14 protein-coding genes are annotated in these 20,179 nt (G+C 40.0%); 13 read left to right on the top strand and 1 reads right to left on the bottom strand.

Features of this window, described 5'->3' with window-relative positions:
* The first annotated feature begins 37 nt into the window (after positions 1–37).
* From BQ8014_RS19450 to BQ8014_RS17290, 11 genes are all read left to right on the top strand, one after another.
* Positions 38–187, top strand: a complete 150-nt coding sequence (locus BQ8014_RS19450) for a hypothetical protein (RefSeq protein WP_160150117.1) — start codon at positions 38–40, stop codon at positions 185–187.
* A 47-nt stretch (positions 188–234) separates the two neighbouring features.
* Entirely contained in the window at positions 235–1,425 is a 1,191-nt protein-coding gene (locus tag BQ8014_RS17340) for a 6-bladed beta-propeller (protein WP_080905455.1), read from the top strand.
* Between the two features lie 337 nt (positions 1,426–1,762).
* On the top strand, positions 1,763–2,848 hold the full coding sequence (locus tag BQ8014_RS17330; protein WP_080905453.1) for a 6-bladed beta-propeller: 1,086 nt from the start codon (positions 1,763–1,765) through the stop codon (positions 2,846–2,848).
* A 183-nt stretch (positions 2,849–3,031) separates the two neighbouring features.
* A complete protein-coding gene (locus tag BQ8014_RS17325) occupies positions 3,032–4,192 on the top strand; it encodes a 6-bladed beta-propeller (protein WP_080905452.1) in 1,161 nt (386 codons plus the stop codon).
* A complete protein-coding gene (locus BQ8014_RS17320; protein ID WP_080905451.1) occupies positions 4,189–5,310 on the top strand; it encodes a 6-bladed beta-propeller in 1,122 nt (373 codons plus the stop codon). Before BQ8014_RS17325 ends, BQ8014_RS17320 begins: the two co-directional genes overlap by 4 nt.
* 223 nt (positions 5,311–5,533) lie before the next feature.
* On the top strand, positions 5,534–6,403 hold the full coding sequence (locus tag BQ8014_RS17315; RefSeq protein WP_080905450.1) for a ComEC/Rec2 family competence protein: 870 nt from the start codon (positions 5,534–5,536) through the stop codon (positions 6,401–6,403).
* 11 nt (positions 6,404–6,414) lie between these two features.
* The gene (locus tag BQ8014_RS17310; RefSeq protein ID WP_234998082.1) at positions 6,415–8,217 is read left to right on the top strand and encodes a hypothetical protein; all 1,803 of its coding nucleotides are present in this window, start codon (positions 6,415–6,417) and stop codon (positions 8,215–8,217) included.
* A gap of 52 nt (positions 8,218–8,269) precedes the next feature.
* Positions 8,270–11,047, top strand: a complete 2,778-nt coding sequence (locus tag BQ8014_RS17305) for a family 78 glycoside hydrolase catalytic domain (RefSeq protein WP_080905448.1) — start codon at positions 8,270–8,272, stop codon at positions 11,045–11,047.
* 45 nt (positions 11,048–11,092) lie between these two features.
* Positions 11,093–12,280 carry a glycosyltransferase WbsX family protein gene (locus tag BQ8014_RS17300; RefSeq protein ID WP_234998081.1) on the top strand — a complete coding sequence of 396 codons (1,188 nt, stop codon included), beginning with the start codon at positions 11,093–11,095 and terminating at the stop codon, positions 12,278–12,280.
* A 17-nt stretch (positions 12,281–12,297) separates the two neighbouring features.
* Positions 12,298–14,178, top strand: a complete 1,881-nt coding sequence (locus BQ8014_RS17295) for a beta-L-arabinofuranosidase domain-containing protein (protein ID WP_080905446.1) — start codon at positions 12,298–12,300, stop codon at positions 14,176–14,178.
* A 41-nt stretch (positions 14,179–14,219) separates the two neighbouring features.
* Positions 14,220–16,229, top strand: a complete 2,010-nt coding sequence (locus tag BQ8014_RS17290; protein ID WP_080905445.1) for a hypothetical protein — start codon at positions 14,220–14,222, stop codon at positions 16,227–16,229.
* A 14-nt stretch (positions 16,230–16,243) separates the two neighbouring features.
* Here BQ8014_RS17290 and BQ8014_RS17285 read toward each other — a convergent pair whose 3' ends face one another.
* On the bottom strand, positions 16,244–18,085 hold the full coding sequence (locus tag BQ8014_RS17285; protein ID WP_200814430.1) for a carbon starvation CstA family protein: 1,842 nt from the start codon (positions 18,083–18,085) through the stop codon (positions 16,244–16,246).
* Positions 18,086–18,313: 228 nt separating this feature from the next.
* Between BQ8014_RS17285 and BQ8014_RS17280 the strand changes: the two genes are divergently transcribed.
* A complete protein-coding gene (locus BQ8014_RS17280) occupies positions 18,314–18,886 on the top strand; it encodes an RNA polymerase sigma factor (protein WP_080905443.1) in 573 nt (190 codons plus the stop codon).
* The gene (locus tag BQ8014_RS17275; RefSeq protein ID WP_160150116.1) at positions 18,876–20,141 is read left to right on the top strand and encodes a FecR family protein; all 1,266 of its coding nucleotides are present in this window, start codon (positions 18,876–18,878) and stop codon (positions 20,139–20,141) included. Before BQ8014_RS17280 ends, BQ8014_RS17275 begins: the two co-directional genes overlap by 11 nt.
* Positions 20,142–20,179 lie beyond the last annotated feature (38 nt).

The raw sequence follows: 20,179 nt of genomic DNA, 5'->3' as shown, positions 1-20,179 counted from the left end.
AATTCAATTATTAATTAACGGTTTAAATTACTCAAAAATGAAAAAGAAAATTTTTGGCAGTCTCGCCGTTTTAGCAATTGCCGCATTGACAGCTTTTAATGTAAATCTGAACTCACAGGAAATCTCAATTTTAAAGCTTGATTCAACAAGATCAGATTGTCAAGAAAGTTCCATAAATGCATATTGAACTTTGGGCATCCCCTTATTATCATTCATTAACCAAACAAAATAGTGATGAAAAAAACATTTTGTGTTCTATTTATCTGCATCCTGCTTTTTGAGAGTTGTTCTTCAAAAAAGAAGAAAGAAACGAATGAGACCGATGTCCTACCGTTAAATATAGATTTAAATCAGTCTTGGAATAAGAAAGTCGAGGACTTTTTTAATTATGATTCATTTATTTACTTAGAGCAAACGGATAAATCTCTTATATCCCATATCAGTAAAATAGAAATTCATAAAGGCCGGATCTATATATTGGATTCTAATCAGGCATGTTTAGTAGTTTTTAATTCACAAGGAAGCTTCCTTTATTCTATCCGGACAAAAGGAGCCGGTCCTAAGGAGTATCTTTATCTCAATGATTTCTATATTGAAAACGACGGATTATTTCTTTATGATGGAATTCAAGGCAAACTGTTACATTACGATTTACAAGCAAACTTCATAGCTAAATATGATGTTCCAGTGGGTTGTAATTTCACAAGGTTAAAAAATGGAAATTGGTTATTTTACTTAGGGAATGGTGCCAGTAAAAAAGGTAAAAGTAAAATGCTGTTAAATAATCTCTTAATCTGCAATAAACAATTTGAAATAATTGATGAATATCTACCTATTAATCAATATATGACCGGACGAAGATACGCTATGAATATCCAGAATATTTTCTCCACCTATGGAGAAAAACTATATATATTACCATTACTCAGCTATTATATCTATTCATATGATGAAGAAAAACAACAAATCATTCCCCAATATAAAATCATATTCAAAGGACAAGAGGATAAATTCATTGACGGAAATACATCTGAAGAAAATGTTCAACGCTATATGAGTCTATTGAAAAAAAGAGAGATTGCTACTCATCTAAACAGTTTCTATAAAGTGGAAAATATTCTTATTTTCTCCTTTTCTTGTAGTCTGAATGGCACGACTATGTGTCTTTTTAACGAGAAAAGCAAAAAAGCAGAACTTTGTCTTTTTAATAAAGATGCAAATGGAATTGCTTTCATCCCTGTTGAATATAAAACAGATAAAAAGGATTCTAAAATTTTAAGTATAATAAAACAAGGTGATTTTTTTAAATATAAAAAGAATAATCCTCGAAATTCTTTGATAAAAGAGATTGATGAAGTCATTGGTTCACAGGAAGACTCGAATCCTGTATTAATATTCTACACCTTGAAAAAAACGTTTAACTAAAACATTCATAATGAAAAGGAGCGATATTGAAACAATAGAGATGAAAGATTTCTGGATACAAAATATGAAATATAATGAACCATATATCTATATGGTAAATAACTGGATTCCCTCTGGTAATGCTAATTACCAAATTTGTATTTATGATATCAATAGTAAAAAATACTATCATTCAAATGCTCGGAATTAAACTATAACACATGTATCGATAAATAAATAGAGATCTTGAAAGAATACGCACATACTATAGGAGATAATAATATTATACTGTTGGTAACCACAAGAGTATTTTTGTGAAACATCATTAGAGTAATACTTTTGCCATAAAACAATTATTATGAAAGCATTAACGTCATGTTTATTTCTATTTACTGTTTTTCTTCAATCATGTACGACCTCACAAAAGGGACAACCGGACATGCTCATAAAAGTAAGCCGGAATGATACGACAATTAACGCATCTTCTTTTATCAAAGAGATCAAGGTGATTAAACTTGAGACCAATAGTGATTTGTTAATCTCTCAGATCGGCAAAGTCCAATATATTAAAGGCCAATTATATCTATTTGATCTACCAGGCAATTGTCTTTTTATTTTCAACAACGACGGGAGCTTGTACAAAAAAATTAAAAGAATCGGTGGTGGACCAGGTGAATATGTTCGTTTGATGGATTTTTATATTAGTAAATACAAATCGTTCATTTTGGATTTTGCTAAACAGACGATCATTCAATATGACAAAGATTTTAATTTCATTGAACAAAATAAGTATTCTACGTTCGGGAGTAAATTCGTATTCCATAATGGAAACTATTGGATTTACAATGAACCATCCGGGAGAAAGAATGATTATCAATATATCGTCGTTGACGAGAATGGTAAAACGATAAATCAATTCTTACCGAGAAACTTTACGCAACACACTTACAATTGGGCGGGAGTAAATTCATTTTATGAAAATAACGGCGTCGTATATTTATCGCCAAGGTACAACGATACAATTTATTCTATAAACCAAAATAAATTAAAGACAGAATATATCATTGATTTTGGGAAAGATAAATTACCTAAGGGTGATAATATAAACAGCTACGATATCACTCAAACAGATTTCGACTTCCTTGTAAAGGATAATTTTTATATCACAAACAAGTATGTCATTTTTGATCTCAATGTAAAGGGAAACAGGGAATATTGCATTTATGATAGAAACAGCAAAAATGCGATTTGCAGTACAATAAATAATGACTTAATAAAAGATTTCAGGTTCTTTCCAAGGTGGGGTAACGATAATTACCTTATTGAAGAAGTTTCATCGGAATTAGTTCTGAATGGTTTTAAATCTTCATTTCAAAAGGAAATAATAGAAGATTTAAAACCGGATGACAATCCTATCATTATTGTGTATGAAATAAAGGATTAATTTTATAAATGCAAAAACGATCTTATTTTAAGATTTGCTTATCCGACAAAATATATAAAGTGACAATGGGTGGTTATAACTTAGTTTACAAATGGATTAAATAACATAATCTGTGATTTTATATATGAAAGGGAAAACCAATCATAATAGAGACTTATAACAAAACATCTAAAGCACGATACAATGAAATGCCATTATATTTATATTGTTTGTATATTATTAAGTAGTTGTTATTCATCTTCTACAAAGGATAATAAACCTACTGTAACGGAAACAATAACAATAGATCCGGATCGATCTGAAAAACAACTAGACCTATCTCCTCTTTTAGAGGACAGTTTTGAAATTATTAAATTGGAAATGACGGATCAAAGTTTAATAGCCGATATAGATAAAATAGAGATATCAGACGATCAAATTTTCATTTCTGACAAAACAAGTTCAAAAATATTTGCTTTTGATCTGAGTGGAAAGTATCTGAGAACGATTGGGCAAAAAGGATCAGGTCCGGGTGAATTTTCATATCTGGGAGACTTTAATGTAAATGGGAATTCTATTTATGTGCAGGATGTCTATGGTCGTAAGTATATTGTATATGCAAAGGATGGTCATTTATTAAAAGAAATTCCTTACAAATCACATCATCTGGGATTGCTTTCTTTTGACCAAATACTTTATTATATCAATAATTACTTTGATTCGGGTACGGGGTATTATAATCTATACAGGGCAGATCTAACAAATGGAAAAACAGAGGGTCTTTTACCATTCAATAAAGAATTGGTCGATCTATACTCCAGATCGGCTCTTAATCATTATGCAAGCAAATATAAAGAGAATGCATTATTAATTTACCCAAGGAACGATACTATTTACAATGTAACAAAAAACAAGGTGACTCCCTTCTATATTCTTCATTTTACTAAAAGGACTATTCCCAAAGATCTAAAAGAAGAGATTTATAGCTCTCCCATAGAGAAGGGATATCTTAGTGGAGTTGAATATCTGCAAAATTCAAAAGATTATTTACTGGGAACTTATGTTGATAAAAAACGTTTCCGATATTTATTAATAAATAAAAAGACACTTGAATATAAGATCGGAGAAAGGCTTGTTATTAACAATCTCGGAGGTCTTATGATACATTCTTATACCACGACCAGTGAGGATGAACTCATTGTAGTTATCTCTTCATCTATACTAAAAGGGATTTGGGTAAGTATCTGTCGAAACAATACATTCAAGAATAAAGCAGATAAAGAAAGACTGGAAAAGGTTATATCCCAACTACAGGAAGAAGATAATCCGGTCTTAATTAAATTCAAAATAAAAGCAATATTATGAAATATATCCAGTTTATATTTATCCTATTAATTCTTTTAGGATGTAACGAGAAAAAAAATAGAGTGGATAAAATAATAACCGATAATACTATAAAATCGGGAAAACTCATATCGATTGAAAAAACACTAATAGATACAATGATATTTAAGAAAGTCTCTATCATTCCATTGGAAACAAATGATGAAAGTTTATTCCAGGAGATAAACCGTATAAGTATAAGTAATGGACGTATCTATATCTTCGATAACAAATTAGATAAGATCTGTATCTTCGATGAAAAAGGAAAATATATCAATCAAATTCACAAAGTCGGGCAAGGTCCCGAAGAGTATATTGCTATTTGGGATTTCTGTTTAGATAAAAAGAACAATGAAATAATCGTACTTTGTGATCGCCCATACAAAATAATGAGGTTTTATTTAGATGGGACTTTCATTAAGCAAACAGCTTTTTCAAACTTATATAATGAAATATCAATAAGTTCCGATTATTTGTTTTGCCAAATGGATAAACTTAAAGAAAGGGATGAAATTGGTTGTTTCGATCGGGAATTCCATTTGTTTTACAAAGGATTATCCCTTAGAAACAGAGTTAACAACAATTGTCATTCCATGGGTAAAAGCTTAGTTAAAAGTAAAAAGCTATGTTATACAAGACAATTTGATCCATATATATACTATCTCTCAAAAGAGGGCATTGAAAAGAAATATAAATTTGATTTCGGAAAATATACACTCCCTGAAGGCTTATCCTATCAAGAAGATTGCAGTAAAATTTACGAAATATGTAGTGAAAGAGAATATGTATATTCGATAACAAATGCGGTTGAATCGGATAAATACGTAATCTTTAATACCAATTTAGGGATTTGCTTATATGAGAAAGAGAAAAATAAACTAAGCGGATATAAATTGTTACAGAATCAATCTTTAAATCGGGGTAGTAACGTTTTTTATCCGAATGAGGGAGATGGAAATTCAATAATAACATCTTTTGAGCCTATTTCATTGTCATATTATAGTGAAAATACTATTAAAAACAATCCGATCATTTCTGATTTGGTCAAGAAAGTTAAATCAGATGATAATCAAATTCTTATTGTGTATGAATTTAAATAGGGTTCTTTGAATTATGAAACATCGTTTATTTTTTCTCCCCTGGATAAGTATCTTCTGTGTTTTTGCTCAGAAAAAGGAAAGTAATCCAGGAAACCGACTTCCGATAACAAACAGTCGGATGATCCGATGGATTGGTATATCAATGGAGATACGGCTCCCGGAGGACGATTTAATTTTGTCGTATTAAGTAAAAAATAGATATTATTCAATAATCATATTTATAATGGATAAGAGAATTTTGATCATCTGTGCTTTCTTTTTTTGTACTGTGATAGGTGTTGCACAAAAAGCAAATTTTGTTCTTTGGCAATTACCTTCCCGAATCAATACGATCGGGAATTCCTATGTCTTTAAAATGAATAATGGGAAAGTGATTGTAATGGATGGCGGAGTAAAAGAAGAATCGGAGTATTTACGAGGGTTCTTAGCCGCCTTAGGTAATGAAGTCACTATTTGGTTTGTGACTCACCCTCATCCGGATCATATCGGAGCTTTGACCGAAATATTAAAAAAACCGGAAGGTATAACGATACATGCTGTTTATCATTCGGCTTTTTCTCCGGCTTTCTGTGAGTTGGAACCGGATTATAAGCAAGCGGCTGAAGAGTTTTATAAGGCGTTAAAAAAGTCAGAGATTAAGACGGTCGACTTACAAACTACGGGTTTAGTTCTCACGGTCGATAAGACAAAATTCAAGATACTTGGAATAAAGCATGAAGAGATTAAAGTAAATCCGTATAATAATTCAAGTATGGTGATAAAAGTTTGGGATTCAAAGAAATCCATTTTATTTTTGGCTGATGCCGGCAGAGAATCCGGGGAGTTGTTGTTAAAAGGTCCCTATCGGAAAGACTTGGATTGCGACTATTTGCAAATGGCTCATCATGGACAGGCGGGGGTCAGCAAGGATTTCTATCGGACGATCAAGTTTAAAGCCTGCCTATGGCCTTCACCTACTTGGGTGTATAATAACGATGCCGGAAAAGGATTTAATACCCATACTTTTGAAACAGTAGAGATCCGTAACTTGGTTGATTCCCTTGGAATCAAAAAACATTATGTGAGCAATCAAGGATTATGTAAAATTGAATAAAATCAACTCTTATGAAATACCTTTTATTTTCTGTTTTTTTCTTTTGGATGAGTCTTGCTGCTGCTTCGGCACAAGATTCCAGTGTGAATCCGGGAAACGGCCTTCCTGCAACGGATGCTTTGGGGAGGAAATTAGCCGGGCATGAAGAGGTCGGAGACATAAAGAAAGACAAATTTGTCGCTATCTTCTACTGGACATGGCATCAGGGAGAGGACGACACAACCTATCAGGTAAAGAACATTACCGAGATCGTCCGGAAATATCCGGAAGCGATGAAAGATTATAATCATCCGGCCTGGGGTACTAAGAAACCGGGATTTTTCTTTTGGGAAGAGCCCTTGCTGGGTTACTACAAAACGACGGATCCCTGGGTTTTACGTAAACATGCCGAGATGCTCGCGGATGCTGCCGTGGATGCCGTGTTCTTTGACTGTACCAATGGAAACCTTACTTGGAAAGAATCTTATGAAGCTCTGATGAAGACTTGGGATCGAGCCCAAAAAGACGGTGTGAATACACCTAAGATCGCTTATATGTTACCTTTTGGCGCGGCTCCTCATTCTTTGGAGTCTCTTCGGCAGCTCTATCGCGATGTTTATAAGCCCGGACGGTATAAAAACCTCTGGTTTTTTTGGAAAGGGAAACCTTGTATCATGGCATACCCGGATAATCTGACGGATTCGGCTGAAGACAAAGAGATCCGTAACTTCTTTACCTTCCGTCCCGGACAGCCGGATTATGTAGATGGCCCCCGGCGAAACGACCAATGGGCATGGCTCGAAAATTATCCTCAACATGGATATATAAAGAATGCAGAGGGTCGTTTTGAACAGGTTTCCGTGGGAGTTGCTCAAAATGCGAGTCCGGAAACCAAAGGTCATTGTAGCGCGTTTAATCTGCCCGGCTCTCAAGGCCGCAGTTTCAGTAAACAGAAGGGGTTTGATCCCCGGGTGGATGGTTATCTCTACGGATGGAATTTTCAAGAGCAGTGGAACCGGGCTTTGGAGTTGGATCCGGAGTTGGTTTTTGTAACAGGTTGGAATGAATATACGGCCGGTATGTGGTTGCCGGAACACGGATGGACCGGGAAACCGTTTTCCTTTGTGGATCAATTTGACTGGGAACATAGCCGTGATATCGAACCCAACAAAGGATGGGGAGAGAAAGGGGATGTCTATTATTACCAATTAATAGACAATATCAGGAAATTTAAGGGAATGCCCGCATCGGAAAAGATATCAGTTCCTCAGACTTTGAAAATAGGAACGTTTAACGGTTGGGAAACCGTTTTCCCTTATTATAAAAGTTATAAGGGAAATACGTTACCTCGTAGCCATCGGGGACGCTATGATCGTTATTATACAAATACGACCGGCAGGAATGATTTGGTCGGAGCAAAAGTCGCCCGGGATGAGAATAATCTCTATTTCTATGTGGAGACTGCCGATAAGCTTACCCCCTCCACCGACAAAAACTGGATGATCTTATTGATCGATATAGACTGTGATAAAACAACCGGCTGGAATGGATACGATTATATCGTGAATCGTATCAATCCGGAAAAGAAGGCGACTCTTGAAAAAAATATTGGAGGACGGTGGAGCTGGGAAAAAGTCGGTCAGCTGAAATACGCTGTAAAGGAAAATAAGTTGGAGATTGAGATTCCCCGTAATCTGACCGGCCTTCAGACTAAAAAGATCTCGATTGAATTCAAATGGTCGGACAATATGCAGGAAGAGGGAAATATCATGGATTTCTATGTAAACGGGGATGTCATCCCAAGTGGAAGATTTAATTATTACTATAGGGAGTAAGAGTCTTTTAGTATAATTTATTACATTTACCGGACTAATCATATCATTCATTATGGAAAAATCAGATAAGCTCTATGCCGTTCATTTCTTTTTCTTTTTGTTTTTACTATTATATCCTTCATTAGGTAGTGCAAAACATTCGATAGCCTCTGTGGGCGTTACCCATTTGCGATGTGAATACCGGGAGAATCCGCAAGGTTTAGATGAGGGCTCTCCTCGCTTCCAATGGTTCTTGACGCCTTCCGATACGACTGCCTATGGACAAGCTCAAACGGCTTATCGTATTCTTGTTTCGGCCACCTTGCAGGGAGCGGAAAAGAAACAGGGGGATATGTGGGACTCCGGTTGGATTGATTCTGACCAAACCCATCAAATAGTTTATAAAGGCAAAGAGTTAGCTTCTGACCGCACGTATTATTGGAGAGTCCGGGTAAGAGATGAATCGGGACAAGAATCGGCTTGGAGTGAAATAGCCCGGTGGTCTACCGGATTATTTCATGCCTCTGACTGGACAGCCCGGTGGATTGGCAGTGAAAACCGCTTTGAACCGACTCAGTCTGCCGATTGTACGATTGCAGATCCTTGGCTTAGGAAAACGGTAACTTTGAAGAAAAAGCCTGTTAAAGCAACTTTATTTGTCGCTTCAATCGGTTATCATGAATTGTATGTGAATGGGGAAAAAATAGGCGAAGACGTCTTGGCTCCGGTAGTGAGCGATCATACGACACGCGCCCGTTATATCGCTTATGACATAGCCGATAAACTAAAACCCGGGAAAAACGTGATTGCTTTTTGGTTGGGCACTTCCTGGTCTATCTTTCCTCCCTATGCTACCGAAGATAAACCACAAACACCGATCGTTCTGGCGCAAGCCGACTTCTACGATCGTCCGTCGGATCTCGTAAATTTTACTCCTTCCCTACGTCTTGTGACTGATGCTACTTGGAAAACACACCCGAGCCCGAATCAATTATTGGGTAAATGGGAATCCAATAATTATGGAGGTGAAATCTGGGATGCAAATAAAGAGGTTCCCGATTGGAATTCCGTTGCGTATGAGGATCAAAGTTGGAAAGAAGCAACCGTTTATTCCCCTCGTCTAGCCTTGTCGGCACAGAATGCGGAAGGAAGCCGATTGGGGGAGGAGATCACCCCGGTTTCAATCGAAGAGCGTCCGGATGGATCGTACCGGGTGGATATGGGTGTTAATTTTGCGGGTTGGACCTCGATTAAAGTAAAAGGAAATCCCAAGGACCGGATCGATTTTTTGTTTTCCGAACGGGAACAGGAAGAGATGACCTTCCGTAATCATAGCGCTTATATTCTCGGCCCTACCGGAGAAGGATATTTTAGAAACCGCTTTAATTATAGCTCGGGACGTTGGATTACGATTAAGGGATTGAAAGAGAAACCGCGGCTCTCCGACATTAAGGGGTGGAGCGTTCGGAGCGGAGTCGAATCCGCAGCGACTTTTGAATGTTCCGATTCCTTACAGAACTGGATTTACGACCGGGTGCGCTGGACCTTTGAGAATCTTTCCATCGGAGGCTATATTGTGGATTGTCCCCAGCGGGAAAGGCTCGGATACGGAGGAGATGCCCATGCGACCTCCGAAACCGGAATGTTGAACTACCGGATGGGCGCCTTCTACACCAAATGGATGCAAGACTGGCGGGATGTACAGGGCTGGGAATCGATGGGCGGTAAAAAGGTCGGAGGAGGGATTCTTCCCCATACGGCGCCTACCCATATCGGAGGAGGCGGACCTTCCTGGGGAGGCATTTGCATTGTGCTTCCCTGGTCTATTTATCAACAAGAGGGTGATACCCGCATCCTGGAAAGGAACTTTGAATTGATCGATCAATGGCTACAGTTTTTAAATTCCCATACACAGGATGGTATCTTAAAACGTTGGGGCGGACAATGGGACTATTTAGGCGACTGGCTATGGCCCAATGCAACAGCTGAAGGGATGAATAATGACAAGCCGGAAACGGAATGTTTTAATAGTTGCTATTATGTGTACAATCTTCGTTTGGCCTCCCGGATCGCTTCCGTGTTGGGAAAAGCGGAGAAAGCCCGTGACTGGAAAGAAAAGGCCGATGAGTGCAGCAAGGCCATACACGAAAAGTATTATAATCCGGCCGATTTTAGTTATGCGGATCGTTCGATGGGTAATTTAGCCGTTGCTTTATTGGCCGAGGTAGTCCCCACCGGGTTAAGAGAAAAAGTGATGTCCCGCCTTGAAAAAGAAATTTTGATTATCCGCTCGGGACATATTCATGTGGGGATAACGGGAGGGGCTATGCTCTTTAAACTCCTTCGGAACGAGAATCGTCCTGATCTAATCTATTCAATGGTATCACAGGTCGATTATCCGGGTTGGGGATATATGAAGGCGAATGGAGCGACTACTATCTGGGAAATGTGGGAAAAAGATTTACCCGGCCATTCTCTGCTCCATAGTTCTTTCCTTTATCCGGGTGCATGGTATATTGACGGAGTGGGAGGCATTCAAAAAGATATAGACGAACCGGGGTTCAAGCAATTCGTGATTCGTCCGCCTCTTTTGGAAGAGACAGGAATAAAATGGGCAAAAACCTCTTTTGTCTCTCCTGCCGGATTGATAAAGACTGAGTGGAGAAAAGAAAACGGTGGAGTCACATTAAAGGTAACCGTCCCCCCCAATAGCCATGCCGTCGTTTATTTCCCAACGGAAGAGAATCGTTTCTTTCTAAATAATAGCAAGGCAGCAAAAAAGAAAGGAATAGAAGGGAAATATACTTTATATGAGCTTCAGGCAGGAACTTTTTTGTTCCGTAATGAATGAAAACAGGAAATATACTAACATCTAATAACCAACAAATAAAAAATCATGAACTCACTTAAGTGGACATTGCTTTTTTGCATTGTCGCTTTGCAAGCATGTAGCGGCCAACAACAGCAGAAAGAACAGAAGTATGATATAGCGGCGTTCTACTGGCCGGCTTATCATTATGAACCCCGATTGGAATTTATTTTCCCCGAAAAAAGAGGGGAATGGGAAATCATCGATCATGCGATCCCAAAGGAACCCGGACACCAACAGCCTAAAGTGCCACTATGGGGATTTGTGGATGAGGCTGATCCTGCAGTAATGGATCAAAAAATCAAGACTGCTGTTTCTCATGGCGTCAATGTGTTCCTGTTCGACTGGTATTGGTACGACAATAAACCATTGCTGGAAGATTGCATCGACAATGGTTTTATGAAGGCTAACAAAGGAAGGATGAAATTCTATCTGATGTGGGCCAACCATGATGCTACCTCTTATTGGGATGTTAAAAACCCGAAAATAGACTCTGTTTATTGGAAAGGATCTGTTGATCGAAGTACCTTCAATACAATTGTTGACCGCGTGATCAACAAATATTTTAAAGATCCGTCATACTACAAGATAAATGGCGCTCCTGTATTCTGTTTGTATGAATTGAATACTTTCATTGATGGCCTTGGAGGGGCCGAAGAAGCCAAAGAGGCATTGGAATATTTCCGCAAGAAAACGGTCGAGGCCGGTTTTCCGGACTTGCATTTGCAATCTATCCTATGGTCGGCTTTACCGTCCACTATTGCAGGAGTGCCGGGAGATAAAGTGGAAACACAAAGTGAAGTTTTACAGTATTTTGGCTTTAATAGTCTTACTAATTACTGTTGGGCGCATCTTCAAAATCCGGAGGGCGATTATGAAAAATGGGCGGATGCTTCTGTAGCCATGTGGAATAAATTTGACACGGATTTCTCCATCCCCTATTTCCCTAATATCACTGTAGGTTGGGATGCCAATCCACGTTTTCAGTTCAAAAGCGGATATATAACCAATCCGGCGCCTGATAAATTTGAAAAATACTTTCGCAAAGCGTTGGATTATGCCGATGCCCATCCCGACCAACCTAAACTTATTACCGTAAATGCATGGAACGAATGGTCCGAAGGAAGCTACTTAGAGCCGGACTCGGTTTATGGTAGGGGGTACCTGGAAGCGATAAAGAAAGTATTGGAGGAAAAAAGTCAAAGAACGGATTAACTTTTAAAACAAGAACTATGTTCACCGGCTATAATTTGAAATACATAACGAGCATTGTTTTCTTTTTTGTGTTTGCTCTATCGACTACATTTACTTCGGCACAGATTGAGGATCAACAGTTCCCTCTTCCTCCTAATTCCATTCATCTGTCTGGTTATCTTGAAAATGATATTCGGAATTCAATCACAAACTGGAACAAAGGTGTTGTTCCGTATTCTAAATTTGTTGATTTTTTTCGCTATGGCAGAGATAAGTTTGCCTTGGGCGAAATGTGGGGAAAGGCGGTACGTTCGGGGTGTATGTTTTATCGGTATACTCAGGATCCTGAGTTGAAAAACATACTGGATATCACAGTCCAAGATATGCTTTCTGTCCAACGGGCAAACGGAAGTATCAGTTGTGTGGAAATTGAACAGCAACCCGATGGCCCCGGAGGTGATATGTGGGAGCGTAAATATGTGATGCTCGGATTGGAAGAGTATTATGAATGGGTAAATGCCGATCCTAAAGTGCTTGAGAGTTTAAGGAGACAGGCCGATTGCATACTATCCCAGGTTGGAGGAACGCCTAAAGTCAGCATCACTGATTTGGGATGGAGTCCCAATCATATAGAATCAAGTACCTTACTGGAGCCGTTTATGCGTCTTTATAAATGGACTAAACATAAACCTTATCTTGATTTTGCTACTTATATTGTTGAATCGGGCGGTTCAAAAGGATATAACCTTTTTGAACAAGCATACAACAATATCGACCCATATAAAATGGGTGGACCTTATCCTAAGGCTTATGAGATGATGTCTCTTTTTGAGGGTCTTGTTGAATATTATAGAGTTACCGGGGACCCCAAATTGCAAAAGGCGATCCTGAATTTATACAATAATATTAAAAACAAGGAAATAACGATTATAGGTAATGCCGGTGCAGACCTGCCCTATCATCCTGCTGTCATGGGAGAAGCTTGGGACAATACAGCCATTGAACAGACTAATCCTGATATCAAGCGAATGATGGAAACTTGCGTGGGAGTGACCTGGTTGAAATATTGCAGCCAGATAGTACGTCTGACCGGCGATTCTTCCCCTATGGATGAGATTGAGAAATACGTCTATAACGGTTTGTTGGGGGCAATGAAACCGACAGGGGACGGATTCAGCTATGTTAATCTGCTAAATGGTCAGAAAGTAAATACTGTCGGTTGGGGGACAACATTCGGAGATTTGAGTGTCACTTGTTGCAATCTGAACGGCCCTATGGGACTGGCATATATTCCTTATATAGCCGTTACAAATTCCAATGCTGGTCCGGTGGTTAATTTATATAACGCCGGGAAAATTTCCATGACTACTCCGGGCCGACATCCGTTACACTTGGTTATAGATACGGAATATCCTAAGTCTGAAAAAGTTGTTATTAAAGTTGATCCCGGGAATGTAGAAAGATTCACATTGCAATTGCGCATTCCGGCATGGAGCAAAACCACGATTGTGAAGGTAAATGGGAAAAAGCAATTGGCAACACCTGGTAAATATGCTGAAATCAACCGTGACTGGAAGCCCGGTGACCGTATTGAAATCTCTTTTGATATAAGATGTCGTTTGGTAGATGCACCGTATGGAAGTAACCGGAAAGGCGACAATTTTCAGGCAGTGATATGGGGGCCTATTGTATTGGCTCGTGACGAGAATATAGATCCGAATTATGACCATCCGGTAACGATTAAAAGAGGGAAAGACGGATATGTAAAAATATCGAGGGAAAAACCGACTCTTAATACGACAAGAATGGAATTTAGCGTCCCTACCACCAAAGGAAAGATACGGATGGTTGATTATTCATCGGTGAACGGATGGCAGGGATCGGGGATTTGTACATGGCTACCTAAGGAAGGAAATTAGTATTTAAGTGGCATTATAACTATTGACTAAAATATAAAAGGATGAAACGAATTTTAATACTGTTTGCTTTTATCACATGGAATTTTTCAACTGCTTTTGCTCAAACGACAGATTACAGGGATATTTATTCTGATACCTGGGTGGGTGTCGATGCACTGGGGCGGCTGATGCCTACGTCGGAGAAAGTGGGTACGGTGAAAACCGATCAACGGAGAGTGACCGGTATCTTTTATATAACTTGGCACGGAGATCATCTGGCGACATTGAAATCTCCTTATACGGCTGATGTAACGAAAGTATTGAGCGCCGATTCTTCGGCGCGGTTAGATGCAAATCATCCGTTATGGACGGAGGGTTCTTATCATTGGGGAGAGCCCGAGATGGGATATTTCCTGAGTAAAGATGAGTATGTGATCCGGAAAGATATGTCTATGTTGGCCGATGCGGGAATTGATGTATTGGTGATGGATGTAACTAATGCAGTGAGGTACTGGTCGGAATGGGATGCGTTGTTTTCTGTGATGCAAAAAATGAAGTCGGAAGGAAATAAGGTGCCTCGGTTTTGTTTCTGGGCGTTTAACGGCCCTGTGATCACGGTTGTTCAGGATTTGTACGAGAAGATTTACAAACAAAATAAATACCGGGATTTATGGTTTTATTGGGATGGAAAACCTTTGTTATTATACAACGGGGAGCCTGTTTTCGATGCTAACGGAGGAGGCGTTGAAAACCCGAATCCTAATTATGATCCTAAAGCTTCCATTGATCCGTCGAACCCACATTTTCAAGATCCGGACTACACCGGGAAAAACTATGCAGATTATACGAAGGAAGTCAAAGAATATTTTACACTTCGCACGATGTGGTGGGGATATTATAAATGGGCGGACAAACGATTTGTTGGAACCGAAGATAATTGGAGCTTTGGATATGATTTGGGCGACAAAAAAGTACGGAACATGCCACCGGAAGGATTGGCTTCTACCCATCAAGGGAGAGTAGAAGAGGCGGCCGTAACGCCGGCGCAACACCCGATCAGCATAATCGGAAAGTCATGGACACGGGATAAGGGAGAGCCTGCATTGAATGAATATGATTTGCCGGAGCCTGCCTATGTTCCTTGGTTAGGGAAAACAGTGGACAACCCGGAGGCATATGGTATTTATTTTCAGGATCGTTGGGATGAGGCTTTAGCGGTCGATCCGCAGTTTCTGTATATTAACGACTGGAACGAATGGACGGCCGGGAAATATCCTTCGGGGAAAGCACCGGGAAGCGAATCCCCCGGTCCGACGGAATTCCTGGGGAGAAAGAATCCTTTTTATTTTGTCGACCAGTACAACGCGGAATTCAACCGGACGATCCAACCGATGAAAGGTGGTTATACGGATAATTATTATATGCAGATGGCTCAAAATATCCGAAGATACAAGGGGGTTCGTCCGATCCCTCAAAACAAAGGATATGCATCCATAAAGATCGATGCTTCCTTTCAGGACTGGGACCAAATCACGACTGAATTCCGTGATACAAAGGGAGATGTGGTTCATCGTGACTATAATGGGTATGGCGGCTTGCATTATATGAATACTTCCGGCCGGAATGATATCATAACTTCTAAAGTCGCCGTCGATAGCAAATACATCTATTTTTATGCCGAAACGGATCAGCCGCTGACTTCTTCTTTGGATAAGAATTGGATGCTCCTTCTGATTGATGCGGATCATGACCCTACTACCGGGTGGTACGGGTATGACTATTTAATCAATAAAGAGATAAAAGGAAGTAAGCAAACGACGCTGATGCGTTACGATGCTTCCAAAGCAAAGAACCCATGGGTACAAGTGGCGACCTTGGATTATTCGTATACACAATGCCAATTGGAGTTGAGAATTCCCCGGAAGAAGCTTGGACTTACCGGCAAAAACTTTATTTTCGACTTCAAATGGAGTGATGCCCCGGCTGATCTAATAGATCCGATTTCACTTTGTACGGATGGAGATACGGCTCCTAACCGGCGGTTTAATTACCGGTATATCTGGGAAGAATAGGAAAATAATTTTTCCTATTCTTCTACGACTGCCTTTACGGTTTCCCCATAGGCATCCTTGACCGTTGTATTGCTCCTGATCAATTGGATCCATTTCTTAAAGGCTCCCAGAAAAACAAAGAGCATCAATATTAAGGCGACAATGGCCAGGATGGCGAGGAGATACTGTTTGTTGGGCAGATAACTTCCTGTGATTTGGAGATAACCTGCCCAAAAGGTGATGACCGCCATAAAAAGGCCGGGAATGGCTGTACATAGGCTGTATAGTCCGCGATTCATCCTGATCAGCATCGTCGTACTGACAATCAAGGCACAGGCGGCCAGCAGTTGGTTGCTTAATCCGAATAACGGCCAGATACTGCTGATATTTCCGGTATATACCAAATAGCCCCAAGTCAGGGTGAAAGCGACGCTGGTGATAATAATCCCCGGAAGCCAGTGTTTATCGTTAAATTTTGGAAAAACCCGCCCGAGCATTTCCTGCAGGAAGAAACGTCCGACCCGGGTTCCCGCATCGATCGCCGTAAGAATGAATACGGCTTCGAACATAATTGCAAAGTTGTACCAATAGGCCATTAACTGATCCATATGGGGGATCTTATTGAAAATATGAGCCATACCGACAGCTAATGATACGGCACCTCCCGTCCGTCCATGCAGGTCGATTCCGATATGTTCGCTGAAATAGGGCAGGTCTACTGCTGCAAGGGAAGGGTGTTGCGCCATAAATCCGGCATATGCATCTGTGGGGGTGTTAATGGCGAAATAATCACCCGGTAATAACGTGCAAGCGGCAATCAAAGCCATCAAAGCGACAAAGCCTTCCGTCAGCATGGCGCCGTATCCTACGTAAAGCATTTCACGTTCGTTTTTAATCATTTTAGGAGTCGTTCCCGTGGCGATAATAGCGTGGAATCCGGAAATCGCTCCGCATGCGATCGTGATGAAGATAAACGGCAGTACTGGTCCACCGATCACCGGTCCTCCACCATGAATAAAGGGAGTGATCGCCGGCATTTGCATAACGGGATGCACAAAGACAATTCCGATGGCGAGCATCAGTATCGTTCCTATTTTCAGGTAAGTGGAAAGATAATCGCGTGGAACGAGCAGGAACCATACCGGAAGCACGGAAGCGAAAAATCCATAGATCGGGATAGCGATCGAAACGGTTTTGATGTCCCAGTTAAACATATTGCTTAGAAATTCGGACTGCATCAAATGGTGTCCGGAAATAATACCGGATACAAGCAATACCAATCCTATAATACTGGCAAGGGCAATACTGTTTTTCCGGTATCTCATGATTAATCCCATCAGGATAGCGATCGGTATCGTAATGAAAACGGTGAAAAGCGACCAGGGGGCGTTATGCATCGCACTGACACAGGCTAACGAAAGTCCGGCCAATGTCAATATCAGGATGAAAAGAATAGCAAAGCCGGCAACCGTTCCCGTCACCGGGTTAATTTCCCTGGTAGCGATGGTGGCCAGGCTCTGTCCTTTGTGGCGTACGGAAGCGAAAAGGACGACCATGTCGTGAACTCCCCCGCCAAGCACGCAGCCGATCAGGATCCATAGCGCCCCCGGAAGAAATCCGAATTGGGCTGCCAGCACCGGTCCGACCAAAGGGCCTGCCGCAGCAATCGCTGCAAAATGATGTCCGAAAAGAACATTTTTATCAGTGGCTACATAATCGTTTCCATCGGCATATTTTATCGCCGGTGTGACTCGATTCTTATCTAACTTCAATACTTTATTGGCTAAAAAGATACCGTAAAAACGGTAAGAAATAGCAAAAATACAAAGTGCGGCAAAGACTAAGGTTAGCGCATTCATTCCATTTAAAAATTCCACGGTCGTTTTTCTTTTATTGGTTCACAGTATAGTAAGGATTTCCTTTCGCAAATTTACAATTAAAAATTAAATCGGCAAATCATGTTCGGTTGATTCTTAAGGTAAAAAATAGCATCTGAAAATCTACAGTCCTGTTACGGTTATTGCGGCAAAAAGGCGTATTTTTGAGAGTTAATTACTGTGATTAAAAAATGATTGATGTTTGGTTCTAACTAATGTCGTCTTTAAATGTCTGACATAGAGAATAGATACAGCGATGATTCTTCCCTATGGGATCTCTTTCTTACAGGAGATGAGAGGGCTTACAGTCATATCTACGATTTGTACGTTCACTCCCTGTTTTGTTATGGATTGAGGTTTACGTCCGATCGGGAACTGGTAAAAGACTGCGTGCAAGATGTGTTTGTGAAGATGCACTTGAACCGGAAGAAACTTTCTCCGACAGATAATATCCGGCTATATTTATTTATCTCTTTGAAAAACCATTTATTAAACCGGTTCAAACAAGAGCAAAATAATGCTTATTTTATGGATGAGCTAAGTGTTTTGCCGGTTGAACCGTTCGAAGAGGAAACAATGGAAGACCTGCTGATCATGCGGGAAGAAGAGCAGCAGCAAAAAGAAACAATGGCTGGACTACTTGCTGTCTTAACACCCCGACAGCGGGAAGTGGTCGGTTATCGCTATATTGATTGTTTGCCTATGGATGAAATCTGTAAATTAATGGATATGAAAGCCCAATCAGTACAGAATCTTCTGCAGCGTTCGATAATTAAAATGAAAAAAAAGTTTGAAAAGTGAGTATAAAACAGATTTTGTACTGTTCTTTATTTGTATGACATTTGAGAAACTAAATATAGATTACACCCGATATTCATTTAAGGATTTTCTTCAAGATGATTATTTCATCCGGTCCGTTCGGTATCCGGAAGAAGAGACGGTCGCTTTTTGGCAAGCTTATCTGAAGAGACAGCCTGCGAATGAAAAAGCCTATAGATCTGCGAAATCATTTCTGGAAACTTTAGTTCGGGAGGAAGAGGAAAGCGCTATCTCAACTTCGGAGAAACAGACGCTATGGAAAGAAATAATATCTATAAATGAAGGAAAGAAGAAGGCGCGCCGTCAGAAAATACTCTATTTTGCCGGGATAGGTGTCGCTGCATCTGTGGCCCTCTTAATTATATTCATGCTTCCTTTTTTAAGAGAAGGCCGGTTCGGGCTTCAAGAAGAGAATATCCTTTCTTTTGTTGAAGCAAACAAGGATACAATGCAACAGGAGTCGACTACGACGCAGTTACTGCTATCCAATAAGAAAATCGTCACGTTGGAAGAAGAAGAAGCTATTATTACGTATGACTCGTCGGCCATTCATACCGGTGAAAAACAAATTTCGAAAGAGGAAGTTGCCTCCTATAATAGGCTTGTTGTACCTAAGGGAAAGCGTTCGATTCTTACGTTTTCCGATGGGACGAAAATTTGGGTGAATGCGTCTACTATGCTTGTTTATCCGGCGGAGTTTTCCTCCGATAAACGGGAGATTTATGTAGATGGAGAAATCTTTCTGGAAGTGCAACCTGACAAAAAGCGTCCTTTCATCGTGAAAACAAAAGAGGTGGATGTACAGGTATTTGGAACGAGTTTCAATGTTTCGGCTTATGAAAGCGATCCGGTAATGCAAGTTGTGCTTGCCTCCGGTGCAGTCCGGGTCACTTCCCGGGAGACGAAGGCGGAGCACCAGTTGCATCCTTCGGAAAAATATGAATATGTCCAGGGGCTTGGAACGGTCAAAAAAGTAAATGTATATCCTTATATTTCATGGAAAGACGGACTTTATATATATGACAGCGAGCGTTTAGACGCGATCTTTCTCCGTCTGTCCCGCTATTATGGGAAAGACATTGTTTGCGATTCATCTATTGCTGCGCTACAGTGTAGTGGTAAGTTGGACTTGAAAGATTCATTTGAGACCTTATTACAAGATATAGCCTATGCCGTTCCTATTTCCTATATCGAGGACGGGGATGGAAAAATACGGGTAGTGAAAGAAAAAATATAAATTATTTTGCTTATGATGAAATGAATTGTCTCTAAAAA

It is taken from the genome of Parabacteroides sp. Marseille-P3160, assembly GCF_900162725.1.
In the GTDB taxonomy this organism is placed as follows: domain Bacteria; phylum Bacteroidota; class Bacteroidia; order Bacteroidales; family Tannerellaceae; genus Marseille-P3160.
Note: the sequence above shows the minus strand (reverse complement) of the source record. Positions and strands in the feature narration are given on the sequence as shown.

Bases quoted from the DNA above. Each gene is read 5' to 3' on its own strand.
- BQ8014_RS19450 (WP_160150117.1), top strand. From the start codon at position 38: ATGAAAAAGAAAATTTTTGGCAGTCTCGCCGTTTTAGCAATTGCCGCA.
- BQ8014_RS17340 (WP_080905455.1), top strand. From the start codon at position 235: ATGAAAAAAACATTTTGTGTTCTATTTATCTGCATCCTGCTTTTTGAG.
- BQ8014_RS17330 (WP_080905453.1), top strand. From the start codon at position 1,763: ATGAAAGCATTAACGTCATGTTTATTTCTATTTACTGTTTTTCTTCAA.
- BQ8014_RS17325 (WP_080905452.1), top strand. From the start codon at position 3,032: ATGAAATGCCATTATATTTATATTGTTTGTATATTATTAAGTAGTTGT.
- BQ8014_RS17320 (WP_080905451.1), top strand. From the start codon at position 4,189: ATGAAATATATCCAGTTTATATTTATCCTATTAATTCTTTTAGGATGT.
- BQ8014_RS17315 (WP_080905450.1), top strand. From the start codon at position 5,534: ATGGATAAGAGAATTTTGATCATCTGTGCTTTCTTTTTTTGTACTGTG.
- BQ8014_RS17310 (WP_234998082.1), top strand. From the start codon at position 6,415: ATGAAATACCTTTTATTTTCTGTTTTTTTCTTTTGGATGAGTCTTGCT.
- BQ8014_RS17305 (WP_080905448.1), top strand. From the start codon at position 8,270: ATGGAAAAATCAGATAAGCTCTATGCCGTTCATTTCTTTTTCTTTTTG.
- BQ8014_RS17300 (WP_234998081.1), top strand. From the start codon at position 11,093: ATGAACTCACTTAAGTGGACATTGCTTTTTTGCATTGTCGCTTTGCAA.
- BQ8014_RS17295 (WP_080905446.1), top strand. From the start codon at position 12,298: ATGTTCACCGGCTATAATTTGAAATACATAACGAGCATTGTTTTCTTT.
- BQ8014_RS17290 (WP_080905445.1), top strand. From the start codon at position 14,220: ATGAAACGAATTTTAATACTGTTTGCTTTTATCACATGGAATTTTTCA.
- BQ8014_RS17280 (WP_080905443.1), top strand. From the start codon at position 18,314: ATGTCTGACATAGAGAATAGATACAGCGATGATTCTTCCCTATGGGAT.